General features: G+C 75.4%; 13 protein-coding genes. 11 read left to right on the top strand and 2 right to left on the bottom strand.

All coding sequences use genetic code 11. The annotated features are described in order from the left end of the window. Nucleotides 1-31: 31 nt before the first annotated feature. Together B4E97_RS13130 and B4E97_RS13125 are read right to left on the bottom strand one after the other, a co-directional pair. Entirely contained in the window at nucleotides 32-2,407 is a 2,376-nt protein-coding gene (locus B4E97_RS13130; protein ID WP_051274041.1) for a glycosyltransferase, read from the bottom strand. 41 nt (nucleotides 2,408-2,448) lie between these two features. Beyond that, a complete protein-coding gene (locus tag B4E97_RS13125; RefSeq protein ID WP_239261365.1) occupies nucleotides 2,449-3,390 on the bottom strand; it encodes a WcbI family polysaccharide biosynthesis putative acetyltransferase in 942 nt (313 codons plus the stop codon). Between the two features lie 88 nt (nucleotides 3,391-3,478). Here B4E97_RS13125 and B4E97_RS13120 point away from each other — a divergent pair, with 88 nt between their 5' ends. The 11 genes from B4E97_RS13120 (at nucleotide 3,479) to B4E97_RS13070 (ending at nucleotide 14,428) form a co-directional block, all read left to right on the top strand. Continuing rightward, nucleotides 3,479-4,897 (top strand): glycosyltransferase, encoded by a 1,419-nt coding sequence (locus B4E97_RS13120; protein ID WP_286960159.1) that lies wholly within the window; start codon nucleotides 3,479-3,481, stop codon nucleotides 4,895-4,897. Next, a complete protein-coding gene (locus B4E97_RS13115) occupies nucleotides 4,894-6,039 on the top strand; it encodes a glycosyltransferase family 4 protein (RefSeq protein ID WP_286960158.1) in 1,146 nt (381 codons plus the stop codon). The genes B4E97_RS13120 and B4E97_RS13115 overlap by 4 nt, the downstream gene beginning before the upstream one ends. Continuing rightward, a complete protein-coding gene (locus tag B4E97_RS13110) occupies nucleotides 6,036-7,061 on the top strand; it encodes a hypothetical protein (RefSeq protein WP_286960157.1) in 1,026 nt (341 codons plus the stop codon). The genes B4E97_RS13115 and B4E97_RS13110 overlap by 4 nt, the downstream gene beginning before the upstream one ends. 28 nt (nucleotides 7,062-7,089) lie before the next feature. After that, entirely contained in the window at nucleotides 7,090-7,905 is an 816-nt protein-coding gene (locus B4E97_RS13105) for a glycosyltransferase family 2 protein (protein ID WP_286960156.1), read from the top strand. Beyond that, nucleotides 7,902-8,537, top strand: a complete 636-nt coding sequence (locus B4E97_RS13100; protein WP_286960155.1) for a class I SAM-dependent methyltransferase — start codon at nucleotides 7,902-7,904, stop codon at nucleotides 8,535-8,537. Before B4E97_RS13105 ends, B4E97_RS13100 begins: the two co-directional genes overlap by 4 nt. Beyond that, nucleotides 8,534-9,562: a hypothetical protein gene (locus B4E97_RS13095; RefSeq protein ID WP_286960153.1), complete on the top strand. Its 1,029-nt coding sequence runs from the start codon at nucleotides 8,534-8,536 to the stop codon at nucleotides 9,560-9,562. Before B4E97_RS13100 ends, B4E97_RS13095 begins: the two co-directional genes overlap by 4 nt. Next, complete coding sequence (locus B4E97_RS13090; protein ID WP_286960152.1) at nucleotides 9,546-10,283, top strand: glycosyltransferase; 738 nt, start codon at nucleotides 9,546-9,548, stop codon at nucleotides 10,281-10,283. Before B4E97_RS13095 ends, B4E97_RS13090 begins: the two co-directional genes overlap by 17 nt. 428 nt (nucleotides 10,284-10,711) lie before the next feature. Continuing rightward, nucleotides 10,712-11,713, top strand: a complete 1,002-nt coding sequence (locus tag B4E97_RS13085; RefSeq protein ID WP_286960151.1) for an SDR family NAD(P)-dependent oxidoreductase — start codon at nucleotides 10,712-10,714, stop codon at nucleotides 11,711-11,713. Beyond that, on the top strand, nucleotides 11,710-13,248 hold the full coding sequence (locus B4E97_RS13080) for an ATP-dependent DNA ligase (RefSeq protein WP_239261352.1): 1,539 nt from the start codon (nucleotides 11,710-11,712) through the stop codon (nucleotides 13,246-13,248). The genes B4E97_RS13085 and B4E97_RS13080 overlap by 4 nt, the downstream gene beginning before the upstream one ends. Beyond that, nucleotides 13,245-13,952, top strand: a complete 708-nt coding sequence (locus B4E97_RS13075; RefSeq protein WP_286960150.1) for a phosphodiesterase — start codon at nucleotides 13,245-13,247, stop codon at nucleotides 13,950-13,952. Before B4E97_RS13080 ends, B4E97_RS13075 begins: the two co-directional genes overlap by 4 nt. Next, nucleotides 13,949-14,428 (top strand): pyridoxamine 5'-phosphate oxidase family protein, encoded by a 480-nt coding sequence (locus B4E97_RS13070; protein ID WP_019286915.1) that lies wholly within the window; start codon nucleotides 13,949-13,951, stop codon nucleotides 14,426-14,428. The genes B4E97_RS13075 and B4E97_RS13070 overlap by 4 nt, the downstream gene beginning before the upstream one ends. The last annotated feature ends 8 nt before the right edge of the window (nucleotides 14,429-14,436 follow it).

Below are 14,436 nucleotides of genomic sequence, written 5' to 3'. Positions count from 1 at the left end.
GCGACAGGCACCGTCCGTGGGGCGGCTGGGCTCAGGCCCAGCCGCCCCACGCGGCTTCCAGGGGCGGTGGGTCGGTGACCGGCCGTATGCCGACCGCGGCCGACGACATCGCAGGGATGCCGTCATCGCCGCCGGCGCCGGTCTGCGAGCGGGGACGCGCGCGGTGGCGGGCGAGGTCCCGGGTACGGCGGACGACGACGAGCTCGGTGCGGACCGGCCCCCGGTCGACGAGCTCGGTGAGGGTGCCGTCCAGCTCCACGGGGACGAGCACGTCGACCTGCTCGCGGCAGCGCTGGAGCACCTCGCGGGACGGCTCGCCGCGGTGGACGCGCGGATCGGTGATCAGGGTCTGGTCGCCGCCTGATGGAGTGTTCGAGTCCCCATCCAGGTCGGCGTCCACGAGCCACACGCCGGCGTCCGTGCCGTCCAGGAGCGACGCCACGCACGTGGCCACGGCCGCAGGGCCCGCGTCACCCACCTGCAGGCGCACCACGACGCGGGGACAGTGCCAGACCAGGCGTGGGTCGCGGGCCAGCGGGTCGGTGAGGACCCGGGCGAGGCGCAGGGTCTCGAGGTCCTTGGTGCGGCGGCGGTCCTCGTCGTCGCGCCCCGCGAAGTCCGGTCCGTCGTGCCACGCCACGGCGTCGGGGACGTGCCGCAGGTCCGCGCCGGCCAGCCAGCAGCGGTGCGCGAGGTCCCAGTCCTCGCCGCCGTAGCCCACGAACGACGGGTCGAACCCCCCTGCGGCGTCGTAGAGCTCGCGCGGCAGGGCCATCACGGCGCTGATGACGAAGCGGTAGGACCGGTCGTCCGCGTCGCGCAGGTCGTCGCTGGCGGCGTAGGCCTCGCGGAGCCACGCCGGCTCCGGCAGCGCCGGCAGCCCGGGCTGCACGGATGCGCCGCGGCCGACAGCGCCGGCGCCGAGCCGGTCGACCACGTCGGCAGGCGACAGCCCCGACAGGTCGGTGTGCCGACGCCGTCCCACCGCCAGCGTCCCGCACGGCCCCTCCCCTGACCGCACCGCGCCGACCAGCCGGGCGAGGTAGTCCGGGGTCGGGAGCGTGTCGCCGTCGAGGAAGGCGAGGATTCGCCCGGTCGAGCCGGTGGCCCCGAGGTGCCGGGCCGCCGAGGCCCGGAACCCCGCGTCGGGCTGACGCACGAGGCGCACGGCATACGGCTGGTCGGTCAGCACCGGCGGCTGGGGCGACCCGTCGTCGGCCACGACCACCTCGAACGACCCGGTGGGGAGCGTCTGGCGGGCGAGGGCGGCGAGCAGCAGGTCGAGCCCGCGCTGGTCGTCGTAGTAGGGCACGACCACGCTGATCTCGGGACGCGTCGCCCAGTCGGCGAACGTGTCGGAGTACGACCGAGCAGCCTCGTCGCGATCGGGCCCGAGCACGACCTCGGGTCCCAACCAGGTGAGCGTGGGGTCCTCCAGCGCCTGTCCGACGGCGACGTGGAGGTCGTCGTAGACGAGCAGGGCGCCGGGACAGCGCGCCTCCAGCTCCTCGACGTAGCGCGACCGCGGCACGAGGGGGCGACGGCCTGCCGTGAGCCAGGTGTTGATCGACCCCGAGGCCGACAGGTGGCGGTGCGGCGCGACGGGGACCGCGACCGCCCGCAGCGCCTCGACCAGATCCTCGTCGGGCACGAATCCCGTGATGCGGCAGTCGCGCCCGAGCTCCGCGGCCCGCGTCTGCAGAGCGTCCACCAGGTCCTCGTGGCCCGGGGACGGCCGCCCCAGGCAGACCAGGCCCACGTCGGCGGGCTGGGCGGCGAGCGCCTCGAGCGCCTCCTCGTGGCCCTTGCCGGGATAGAGGAAGCCGAGGACGCCGACCTCGCGACGGCCGGGGGCGATCGGGCCCGCGTCCGAGGGCCCGGGTGTCGGGGCGGGTGTCGGGGCGGCTGGCGGGAGAGGTTCGGCCGGCGGGTCGATGGGGAGCGGTATGACGACCCGCGGCCGCGCCGTCACGAGCCCCGGCCGACCGGCGAGGCGCAGGGCGTCGTCCAGCAGCGCCGACTCGTGGTGGCTGCTCACGACGACGCCCCGGGAGGCGGCGACGATATCGGCATACGCCCCGGCCCGGCGCTCGTGGGCCCCCGGTCCGTCCGAGGGTTGCGGCACGTCGTGCAGGGTGACGGTCAACGGCCACCGCTCGGCGACGGGCACGAGCCGAGCAGCCGCCTCGGGCGCGGACCGGCCCAGCAGGCGGTCGGTGACGTGCACGTGGACCGGGGTGCCCGGGCCGTGGCCGGCCTCGACGAGGGCGGCGGCGAGGTCTGCCGTCACCCCGTCGAGGACGCGCACGACCGGCTGGTCGCGCAGGGAGACCGTGCCGTGCAGCTCGAGGGCGCAGCGCGTCACGCCGTGCTCGGGCGGCCCGACGACGAGGTGGATCAGAGACACGCGAGACGCGCGAGACACCGGAGACACAGGGACGGGCCGAGTCACCTCAGGCCCAGCAGCCGCGCGGTGCCGGCGTGGCGCTCGAGGGTGAGGCGGACGATGTCGGGGTGGTCGGCCAGCCAGGCCAGCTGGACCTCGCGGACCTCGTCGTCGGGCACGTGCTCGCCGCGCCTGGTCCAGCCGGTGCGGGGCTCGGCGTCCAGGTCGAGGGCGTCGACCACGCGGGGGTCCAGCGGCGCGAAGAGCTCGGACAGCAGGGTCCGGCCGGGGTCCTGCGCGTCCACGGGGAGGCCCAGCTGCTCCTGCACCCGCCGGGCGAGGGCCACGAGCAGGGTGTTGCCGGGGTGGTTGACGACGTGGCAGGCGTCGGCGCCGGCCTCGAGCAGCACGTCCGACACCCGCACGGTGCCGGCGGCGTCCTCGCGGCGGCGCAGCTCCGCGACGGACGCGCGAGAGATCTCGCGGATGCCGTCGGCGTCCAGCCGGTCCGGTGGCCGCGTGCCGTCGGCGGCCTCGAGGACGGTCCTCAGGTCGTGGTACGGAACGCCGGGCGGGTCACCGCTCTCGGGCGTGCGGACGAGCACCTGCCAGGGATAGAGCCCGGCGTAGAAGCTGACGGGGATCCGCACGACCTGCGCCCCGGGTGCCAGCGCCTGCGCGACCTGGGCGGTGCCGAGCGGCATACCGCGGTAGTCGTCCTTGATCGGCTGCCCCACGAGCACGTCGGTGCGCTCCAGCAGCAGACCCAGGTGCACCACGTCGTCCTCGGTCATCTCGAAGACGGGCGGGACGCGCACGGACCGGACGCCGCGGGACGGTGATCCGTCGAGCAGGACGCGCACGGCCTCGGCCTGGCAGTTGCCCAGGACGACCACCAGCGGGCCGTCCCCCTCGGGCAGGGCGTCGACCCCGTAGAACGCGCCGTAGTGCCGCACCCGGCCGTCGCTGTCGTCCACGCGCGGACGAATGGAAGCGCTGGTCATGGGGTAACCGTACGCAGGTAAGCCAGTGAGTGGAGCCTTGAGACCGTGGGCCCCGACCGCGTGATCGACGAAGGCCGAGGTGCGTCCTGTGATCCGTGTCGCGAGCGTCCCCAGCGCACACCCGTATGTCGACCGCCTGCTGCCCCGTGCCATCGGCACGGACGGCGCGGGCGGCGACCGAGCGGTGCGTCTCGAGGACCCGCCACCCCCTGGCCGGACGGCCGGCGACGGCGTGTGGTGGCCCCCGATGGTGCTCGACCCCGTGTGGCTGGTCGCGCACGCCGACGAGGTGGACGTGGTGCACGTGCACTTCGGGTTCGAGTCCTCCACGACCGCCCAGCTGACGCTGTGGGTGCAGGAGCTCCGGCGGGCCGGCATCCCGCTCGTCGCGACCGTGCACGACCTCGCCAACCCGCACCTGACCGACCAGCAGGCCCACCTCGACGCGCTCGGGGTGCTCGTCCCGGCCGCCGCCGAGGTCATCACGCTGACGCCGGGCGTGGCCGCCGTGATCCGCGAGCGGTGGGGCCGCGAGGCGGTCGTGCTGCCCCACCCCCAGATCGCCGACGACGCCTGGGTCCGTCGCTCCGACACGTCACGCTGCAACCGCCAGCGCGGGCTGCGGGTGGGTGTGCCGCTCGGGGCCGTCCGCGCCAACGTCGACCCCACCTCCTGGCTCGCACCCCTGGCCGCGACGGTCGGGGAGCTCGGCGGCACGCTGGTCGTCACGGTCAACGACGAGGTGCTGCGCAGCGACGACGCCCGCCGGCTGGACGTCCTCGCCGCCGTCGAGGGCCTGGCCTCGGCCGTGGCGTGCGTCGACCTGCGGGTGCGCCCGCGGCTGGACGACGACGCCCTGGCCGCGTGGATCGCCGGGACCGACGTGGTCGTCCTGCCCTATGCCCACGGCACGCACTCCGGCTGGCTGGAGCTGTGCTGGGACCTCGGCGCCTCGTGCCTGTCGCCCGCGGTGGGGCACTACGCCGAGCAGCACGACGACGTGGGCTTCCACGCGGAGTTCGACGAGCCCGAGGCGGTCGGGACGGCGCTGCAGCACCTCGTCGCGGACCGCACGCGCGCCGGGGGTGAGCCGTGGCAGGTGCCCTGGGGCGACGCCGCCGAGCGGCTGGCCCGCCGGTCGTCGGCCGACGAGCACGCGCGGCGGGTGCACGAGGAGGTCTACGACCGGGTGCTCGGTGCAGGTGCGGCGCCTGGCGCCGCGACCGTCGAGCAGGTCGGCCGCGTCGAGCAGGTCGATCGTCCGGCCGCCGCGCTCGGGGAGCGCCTCGGCGACTCCCTCGGTCACTCCCTGCGGGAGGGCCTGAGGTCCCTCACCTCCGCCCTGCACAACCCCTGCGCCGGGTCCACGCGGGTCACGGCCGGCACCTCGCCCCCCGACGTGGTCGACGGATCCCCCGGTCCAGGGAGTCCGAGCCGCTGGCGGGACCCGGTCGGGTCCACGAGGGTCCCCGTCGGGGCCACCCGCGTCGTCGCGGGCAGCTGGTGAAGCCCCGCCTCCGCGTCGTCGTCATCGCCCCGCACCGCCACCGCATCCGCGAGCCGTTCGCGGGCGGGCTCGAGGCGCACGTGTGGCACCTGGTGCGACGGCTGCGAGACCTGGGCCACGAGGTGATCCTCGCGGCGGCCGAGGGGTCGGACGGCGTCGAGCCGGGCCTGGCCTTCCCCCGGCGACCGTGGCGTGCCTCCCCCGCGGCGGCGCGTGACGTCTCGATGCCCGCACCCGAGTTCATGGCCGAGCACCACGCCTACCTCGGCGTCATGCTCGCGCTCGCCGAGGGTCGCTACGGCGACGTCGACGTGGTGCACAACCACTCGCTGCACCACCTGCCGGTGGCCATGGCGGGTGCCCTGCCGACGCCCATCCTGACGACCCTGCACACCCCGCCGACCCCGTGGCTCGAGTCGGCCGTCATGCTCGCCGACCCGCAGCACGGCAGCCGGTTCGCCGCCGTCAGCGGCTTCACCGCGGACGCGTGGTCGGTCCTGCCCGAGCGGCCGAGGGTCGTGCACAACGGCGTCGACCTCGACGAGTGGCCGCTCGGTGAGGGCGGCGACTGGCTGGTGTGGTCCGGCCGGCTCGTGCCCGAGAAGTGCCCGCACCTCGCGATCGACGCAGCCCGCCTGGCCGGCATGCCGCTCCGGGTCGCGGGCCCGCTCAGCGACCGTGAGTACTTCGCCCGCGAGATCGCGCCACGCCTCGGCCCGGACGTGCAGTACGTCGGGCACCTGGCCCACAACGACCTCGCCGCCCTCGTCGGGTCCAGCGCCGCGGCGCTCGTGACGCCGTGCTGGGACGAGCCGTTCGGTCTCGTGGTGGCCGAGTCCCTGGCCTGCGGCACGCCTGTTGCGGCGTTCCGCCGAGGGGGGATCCCCGAGGTCGTCGCCACGCCGGAGTGCGGCTCGCTGGTGGACCCCGAGGACGTCGAGGCCCTCGCCGCGGCCCTCCCCCGGGTCGTCGCGCTGGACCGGCACACCGTGCGGGAGCACGCGCGCTCGTCCCTGTCGGTCGAGCGGATGGTCGCCGACTACCTCGACGTCTATCGCGAGCTGGCCCGCGGCGACGCTCCCCGCCCGGGCGACCGGCGGTCGGCCCGGGACGTCGTGCGCCGGCTGCAGGTCGGCGCATGATCGGCTGGTACGTCCATCACCAGGGCCGCGGTCACCTGCACCGGGCTCGGGCCATCACCGCACACCTGGACGAGGACGTCACCGTGCTGTCCACGCTGCCCCGGGAGGACTGGGCGGCCGACTGGCTCGAGCTGCCGCGGGACGACGTCGAGGGCCGCACCGACGCGAGCCCCGGCGGTCGGCTGCACTACGCCCCGGTCGACAACCTCGGCCACACCGAGCGCCTGGCCGCGATCGCCTCGTGGGTGACGCGCGTGCGCCCGCGGCTCGTCGTCGTGGACGTGTCGGTGGAGGTCACGGTGCTCGTGCGGACGCTCGGGATCCCGGTCGTCGTGATGGCCATGCCCGGCGACCGCGACGACGCCCCGCACGAGCTCGGCCACGACCTGGCCCGGGCGATCGTCGCGCCGTGGCCCGGCGAGCTCTACCAGCCCGGCTACCTGCGACGACGCGCCGACAAGGTCACGTATGCCGGGGGCATCTCCCGCCACGCGGGCCGCCCTCTCCCGGCCCCTCCCACTGCCACTGCCTCCCCGGCAACCACGGCGGCCACGGCGCCCCGTCATGATGGCCCACGGCGGGTGCTCCTGCTCGGCGGCGCGGGTGGCAGCCGCCTCGGCCCCGCCGACCTGGACGCGGCACGTGCGGCGACCCCCGGCTGGCAGTGGACGGTCGCGGGTCCCCTCGGCGAGTGGCACGCCGACGTCCTGCCCCTGCTCGTGTCGACGGACGTGGCGGTGATCGCCGCCGGGCAGAACTCCGTCGCCGACGTCGCCGTCGCGGGCTGCCGGGCCGTCGTCATCGCCGAGGACCGGCCGTTCGACGATCAGCGAGCCACCGCAGGCGTGCTCGCGCAGCACGGCCTCGCCGTCGTACGCGACACGTGGCCGACCGACTGGGCCGCCGTCCTCGACGAGGCGATGGCCCTGGACCCCGCGTGGGAGCGCTGGCGCACCGACGGCGCCGCCGCCCGGGCCGCCCAGGCCATCCAGGCCGCCGCCGACGGGGTGGTCGCGCGATGAGGGCGGTCGCGCCATGAGGGTGGTCGTCGTGACGATCGCCGCGGGGCGTCATACGCACCTGGCCGCGCAGCGCGCCCACCTCGCGGCCCTCCCGACCCCGCCCGAGCACGTCGTCGTCGCCATGGGCGACCCGCAGATCGCCGACGTGGTGGGCGAGGCGGCCGGCGTGCACGTCGTCGAGGTGCCGGCACCGCCCGGGCACCTGCCGCTCGCGCGGGCCCGCAACACAGGTGTCCAGCGGGCCCTCGACCTCGGCGCCGAGCTCGTCGTGCTGCTCGACGTGGACTGCCTGCCCGGCCGTGACCTGGTGGACGGATATGCCTCCGCCGCAAGCAGGCTCGGGGACGCGCTCCTGTGCGGACCGGTGACCTACCTGCCCGCCGAGGCAGGCTCCCCCGCCCCCGACCAGCTGGACCGCTGGACCTCCCCGCACGCGGCCCGGCCGGCCCCGGGCGACGGCGAGCTGGTGCGGGGCGGCGACCACCGGCTGTTCTGGTCGCTGTCGTTCGCCTGCACCCCCGCCACGTGGCGCCGGCTCGGCGGGTTCTGCACCGACTACGACGGCTACGGCGGCGAGGACACCGACCTCGGCATGGTCGCGCGGCGCGAGGGCGTCGACCTGGTGTGGGTCGGGGGCGCCCACGCCTATCACCAGCACCACCCGGTCTCGAGCCCGCCCGTCGAGCACCTCGACGACATCCTGCGCAACGCCGCGACCTACCACCGGCGCTGGGGCGAGTGGCCCATGGAGGGCTGGCTGCGGGCCTTCGCCGAGCGAGGGCTCGCGACCTACGACGGCAGCGCCTGGCGACGGGTCGACGGCGCCCAGGAGGCCTCATCGTGACCGGGCATCTCTCTGGCGCAACGGATTTCGAGGATCGCTACCGCGAGGACCCGGACCCCTTCGGCGTCCGCGCCAGCTGGTACGAACGCCGCAAGATCCAGGTCGTAGTCGCCTCGCTCACCCGCGAGCGCTATGCCCACGCCTGGGACCTCGCCTGCGGCACAGGCGATCTCGCGCTCGCCCTCACCGCCCGGTGCGCCCGAGTCACCGCCACCGACGCGGCCCCCACCGCCGTCGAGCTGACCCGAGACCTGTTGCGCGACAAGGACGCCGACGTCTCGGTCAGCGCGCTCCCTGCTCGTGCCGTGCCGGCCGGGTCCTGCGACCTGGTCGTCGCGTCGGAGGTCCTGTACTACCTCGACGAGGCCTCCCGGCAGGCGACCTACGACGCCATGCTGGTCGCTGCCGAGAGCGAGTCCGGTTGCGACACACCCGATCACGCAGCTGAGGTGGTCGCCGTCCACTGGCGGCACCACCCGCACGACGCCCACCTGTCCGGGGCGGACGTCACCGCCGAGCTCGACGCCCGCCTCACCGCGGCCGGGTGGGAGCGCGCGGTGCGGCACGAGGACACCGACTTCGTCGCCGGGCACTGGATCGGCCGGCCCACCCCCACCGAGGAGACCACGTGACCACCGCCGACGAGCCGCTCAGCACGCTGGCGCCGTTCCCCGCCGCGCTGCCCGACGCGACGCTGCCCGCCCTCGTCGCCTCGCACGACTGGGCCTGCCTCGACTGGCCGGCGCTGCTGCGCGCGCTGCTGGCGGTGGGCCGCACCTCGATCCCCCTGGGCCGCCTCACCGAGGGGCACGTCGACGCCGTGCGGATCCTCGCGCAGGCGGGACGAGAGCCTCACGGTGGTGCGACATACGGCGTCTGGGCCTCTCGCTCGCACGCCACCGGCGTCCGAGCGACGCCGGTGGACGGTGGCTGGGTGCTCGACGGGACGCTGCGGTTCGCGTCGGGCGTGGGCCTCATCGAGCGCGCCCTGCTGCCGGTGTGGCTCGACGAGGAGCGATCCGTCCTGCTCGACCTCGACGTGAGCACGTGGCAGGGCGACGAGGACTCGTGGCGGACGCCCGCGATGATCGACTCCCGCTCCCTGACCGTCCCCGTCGAGGGCGTCGGGGCGACCACGGACGCGCAGGTCGGCGACGAGGGCTTCTACCTCGGGCGTCCCGGCTTCTTCCCCGGCGGGGTCGGCGTGGCCGCGGTCTGGGCCGGTGGCGCGGCACGCGTCGCAGACCTCACGGCGCGCGCGACGGCGGGTGCCCCGCCTGCCCCGGCAGTGACCGCGCGCTGGGGCCGCATCCGAACCGAGCTCGCCTGTGCCGCAGCGCTGCTCGACACGGCGGGTCGAGTGCTGGCGTCGTCGGAGCCAGACCTCGGGTCGTCCTCGACGTCGTCCTCGGCGTCGTCCTCCGAGGCATCCCCGGCGCGCGGAGCCGGCGGACGTGGCCAGGAGCTGTCGACCGAGGTGCGGGCCGGCGTGGCCGCCGCCTCCCGCGCGGTGCTCGAGGAGTGCCGCGTCCTCGCCGGCCCCGCGGGGATGGCCTTCGACGGCGACCTGGCGCAGGCGCTGGCGGACCTCGACCTCTACGTCGCGCAGCAGAACCGCGACGCCGACCAGGGCTACCTCGGTGGGCTCGTCCGCTGACCTGGCCGCCCCTCCCGCCCTGCTCGTCGTCCTCCCCGCCCACGACGAGGCACGGCGGCTGCCCGCGGCCCTGTCCTCCGTCGGTCGGGCGCTGGCCGGGTGGCCCGGACCGTCGCGGGTGGTCGTCAACGCCCACCGCTGCACCGACGGCACGGCGGCCGTGGCTCGCGTCGCGCTGCGGCCGGACGGCCCCCTGTCCGGCCTCGTGGTCGAGGACGCCACGTCCGTCACGGTCGGCGAGGTCCGCGACCGTGGCGTCCGCGCCGCGCTGGAGCGCTGGCCCCTCGCCCCGGGCAGCACCTGGCTGCTCAGCACCGACGCCGACTCCGTCGTGCCTGCCGGCTGGGTCAGGTCCCTCCTCGACGTCGCCGTCTCCCGCTCGGCGGTGGCGGTCGCCGGCATGGTCGAGCTGACCGACTGGACGGCGACGCCCGAGGCGCGGGCGGCCTACGACAGCATCGTCCGGTCCGGCATCACCGGCCCCGACACCCACGAGCACGCGTATGCCGCGAACCTCGCCATCCGCCTCGACGCCTATCTCGCGGTCGGCGGCTTCCCGGCCGTCGCGCACGGCGAGGAGACCGCGCTGCTGGCCGCCCTGGCCGCCGCGGGCTGGCCCGTCACGAGCACCCGCGCCTCGGTCGTCCGCACGTCAGGTCGCATGCCCGGTCGCGCCCGCGAGGGGCTCGGGCACCTGCTCCAGCAGCTCACCCACCCCTGACCCGGCCCGGTCGGTCGGTCGCGGCCGCTGCCTCACTCCGCCCGTCCTCCGCCCGTCCTCCACCCGCCGTCTCGGCGTGCGTCCTCCGTCTCGGCGACCATCTCCCGTCTTGTGCGGCAGCCCGAGACGGGGAGCGGCAGCCGAGACGGGGAGCGGCAGCCGAGACGGGGAGCGGCAGCCGAGACGGGGAACGGCAGCCGAGACGTCGGCGGCAGGCCCAGACGGGCGGTGCCGCCATACGAGCAGGCCGCGGACCGGCCGCACATCGACCGGTCTGGGACACATCGACCGGCCTGGGGCACATCGACCGGCCTTCGACACGTCGACCCACCCTCGACACATCCGCCTGGCGGGCGAAGGCGGGTGGATGTGACTACCTGAGGTAGGTCGGGGGTTTGTTCCATCGTGGAAGTGGTATGGCGAAGGTCATGAGCAGCGCAGCCCAGACCGTCATGTCCCCGACGACCGACTCCGCCCGCGACCTCATGGGCGGGCAGCAGCCGGTCGCCCTCGTGGCCGGCGCCTCCCGCGGCCTCGGCCTGCTGGTGGCCCACGAGCTGGGCCGCCGCGGCTTCCGCGTGGCGATCTGCGCCCGTAACCAGGACGAGCTCGACGACGCCCGCGCGCAGCTGACGGCCGAGGGCGCCGACGCGCACACCTATGTCTGCGACGTCACCGACCACGAGCGCGTCGAGCAGATGATCGCCGAGGTCGAGCGCGAGGTCGGCCCGATCACGGTGGCCATGCACGTCGCCGGGATCATCCAGGTCGGGCCGCTCGAGGCCACCGACCGCAGCCACTTCGAGCAGGCGATCGACGTCATGCTCTGGGGTCCGATCAACCTCTCCCTCGCCGTGCTCCCGGCGATGCGCGCCCGCCGCCGCGGTCGCATCGGCGTCGTCACCTCCATCGGCGGCAAGATCAGCGTGCCGCACCTGCTGCCCTACAGCACGGCCAAGTTCGGGGCGGTGGGCTTCACCGAGGGGCTGCACGCCGAGCTGGCCGGCACCGGGGTCACCGCGACCGCGCTCGTCCCCGGCCTCATGCGCACGGGCTCGCACCTGCAGGCCCAGTTCATCGGGGACCAGGCCAAGGAGTACGCCTGGTTCGCCCCCGGCGCCTCCCTCCCGCTGCTGTCGGTGAGCGCCGAGCGTGCCGCCGAGCAGATGGTCGACGCGACCCTGGCTGGCGACCCCGTCGCGCTGCTCTCCCCGCTCAGCAAGGTCGGCGCCCGCGTCGCCGGACTCCTGCCCAGCACCACGGTCCGGGCGCTCGGGCTCATGTCCCGCATCCTCCCCTCGGGCACGGGCGACGGGCAGACCATCAGCGGCCACGAGGCGCGACGCCGCCTCGGCAACCCCGTCGTGGAGGTCCTCACCACCCTCGGCACGCGCGCCGCCCGCCGCAACAACGAGCACCACCGCGCATGACCCTGCCGTATGCCGACCTGGTCGCCGCCTCGCACGCCGTGGCCGCGACGAGGTCCCGCACGGCCAAGACGACCCTGCTCGCCGAGGTCCTGCGTCGCGCCGAGCCCAAGGAGGTCGGCGTCGTGGCCGCGCACCTCGCCGGCGTGCTGCCGCAGGGGCGCGTCGGCGTCGGCTACCGCGCGATCAGCACCCCGCCGTCGCCGGCGGCCGAGGCCAGCCTGACCGTGCAGGACGTCGACCGGGCGGCCACGCAGCTCGCCGGCCTGTCCGGGGCCGGGTCCGCGGCCGCCCGCGCGCAGGCCCTCACCACGCTGCTCGAGACGGCGACCGCCGACGAGCAGGAGTTCCTGCGGGCGCTGCTCGTCGGCGAGCTGCGCCACGGCGCGCAGGACGGATCCCTCGTGGCGGCCGTCGCGGCGGCATACGACCTCCCCGAGGCCGTGGTGCGCCGGGGCGCCATGATGGCCGGCCACCTGGGTCCGGTGGCCGAGGCCGCCGCCACGGGTGGTGCGGAGGCCGTCGACGCGATCGGGCTCGAGGTCGGGCGCCCGGTGCGGCCCATGCTGGCCGGGTCGGCGCCCAGCGTCGCCGAGGCCTTCGACGAGACCGGCGGCGAGCGGGTCGTCCAGTGCAAGCTCGACGGCATCCGCATCCAGGTGCACCGGGACGGCGACGACATCCGCGTCTACACCCGCAGCCTGGACGACATCACCGGCCGCGTGCCCGAGGTCGTCGAGGTCGCGCGCTCGCTCGACGTGCGACGGGTCGTGCTCGACGGCGAGGCGATCGCGCTGCGCCCCGACGGGCGACCCCACCCCTTCCAGGTCACCGGTGCCCGGACCGCCTCCTCCGCCGACGTCGAGGCGCTGCGGGAGCGGACCCCGCTGACCACCTACCTGTTCGACGTGCTGCACCTCGACGGGACCGACCTCGTCGACGAGCCGCAGCACGAGCGGGACGCGACCCTGCGGCGCATCGCCCCCGACCACCTCGTCCCCTCCCTCCTGACGGGCGACGGGGAGGCGGCCACCGCGTTCTTCGCCGACCTGGTCGCCGCCGGGCACGAGGGGGTCGTGGTCAAGGACCCCGAGACCCGGTATGCCGCCGGCCGCCGTGGCAGCGGATGGATCAAGGTCAAGCCGCGGCACACCTTCGACCTGGTGGTGCTCGCCGTGGAGTGGGGCAGCGGGCGACGCTCCGGGCTGCTCAGCAACATCCACCTCGGCGCGCGGGACCCCGAGACCGGCGGCTTCGTCATGCTCGGCAAGACCTTCAAGGGCATGACCGACGAGATGCTGGCCTGGCAGACCGAGCGCTTCCTCGCGCTCGAGACCTCCCGCTCCGGGCACGTGGTGCACGTGCGCCCTGAGCAGGTCGTCGAGATCGCGATCGACGGGGTGCAGACCTCCCGGCGCTACCCGGCGGGGATGGCCCTGCGGTTCGCCCGGGTGCTGCGCTACCGCGACGACAAGACCGCCGCCGAGGCCGACACCGTCGACGCCGTCCGCGCCCTGCACCAGCCAGGCTCGTCATGACCGCCCGGCGCTTGCCGCGCGCGCTCCAGGTGCTGCGGCTGGTCGGCTCAGCCGCCGGCGGGCTGGGCCTCGCCGCGGGACTGGGCGCGGTGGCGGTGGCACGGCGCGACAAGCCGCTGCATGCTTTCGGGCGCGTCGCGACGGGCACGCTCACCGTGACGGCCGACGCACCGGGGTCCGGCGTGCCGCTGCTCGACCACCCCGACCACCACCGCTGCACGGTGCGCCGCTCGCGAGCCATGTCGCTCGCCCACCACGGGCCCGACGTGATGGGCGTCGCCGTGCGCATCGAGGGGGCGGCCGACGACGGCGGCCCCGCCGACCTCCTCCTCGCGTCCACCGGCACCGGCGGGCTCACCCGGTGGCTGCTCAGGCCGCACCTGCGCGAGGACGGCGGCCCGCTCACCACGCTCCTGCCCCAGCTCGGCCCCCGCGGCGCCGTGTGGCTGCGGCTCGACCCGGCGGGCCGGTCGGCATACGACCTGTCCTGGTCGGGCACCCACGACCGCTGGCACCGGGTCGGCCGGCTCGAGCTCGACGGGCCGTGGGGCGAGGACCGTCCGCTGCGGTTCACGCCGGTGGACCGGCCACTCGCCGGGCTGCGCCCACCGACCTGGGTGCGGGTGCTGCGCCGCCCTGCCTACCAGGCGGCCCAGGACCTGACCACACCAGCACCACCACCGATGAAGAGGAGAGCACCATGACCGACGAGCAGCACGACAAGGTCGCCGAGATCATCAAGAGCACCCGCATCGCGATGATGACCCAGGCCGACGCGACCGGCCGCCTGGTGTCCCGCCCGATGGCGACGCAGGACGTCGACTTCACGGGCACCGTGTGGTTCATCGCCGAGCGCAACACCGAGAAGGTCCGCGACCTGCAGGCCAACCCGCAGGTCAACCTCGCGTATGCCGGCAACGGCTCGTGGGTGTCCCTGTCCGGCACGGCCCGCGTCGTCGACGACCGCGCCAAGCTCGAGGAGCTGTGGGGCACGTTCACCGGCGCGTGGATGGAGGGCGGTCCGGAGAACCCCGAGAACATCCTGATCGAGGTCACGGGGGACACCGCGGAGTACTGGGACGCGCCCGGTGGCAGCAAGGTCGTCCAGCTCGCCAACCTGGTCAAGTCCGCCGTGACGGGCAAGCGCGTCGAGGGTGACAACGAGACGGTCGACCTCTGACGGTCCCA

The sequence above is a fragment of the Arsenicicoccus sp. UBA7492 genome (assembly GCF_002479615.1).
GTDB lineage: Bacteria > Actinomycetota > Actinomycetes > Actinomycetales > Dermatophilaceae > Arsenicicoccus > Arsenicicoccus bolidensis.
The sequence above is the reverse complement of the archived record's forward strand: the minus strand, read 5'-3'. Positions and strand labels throughout refer to the sequence as shown.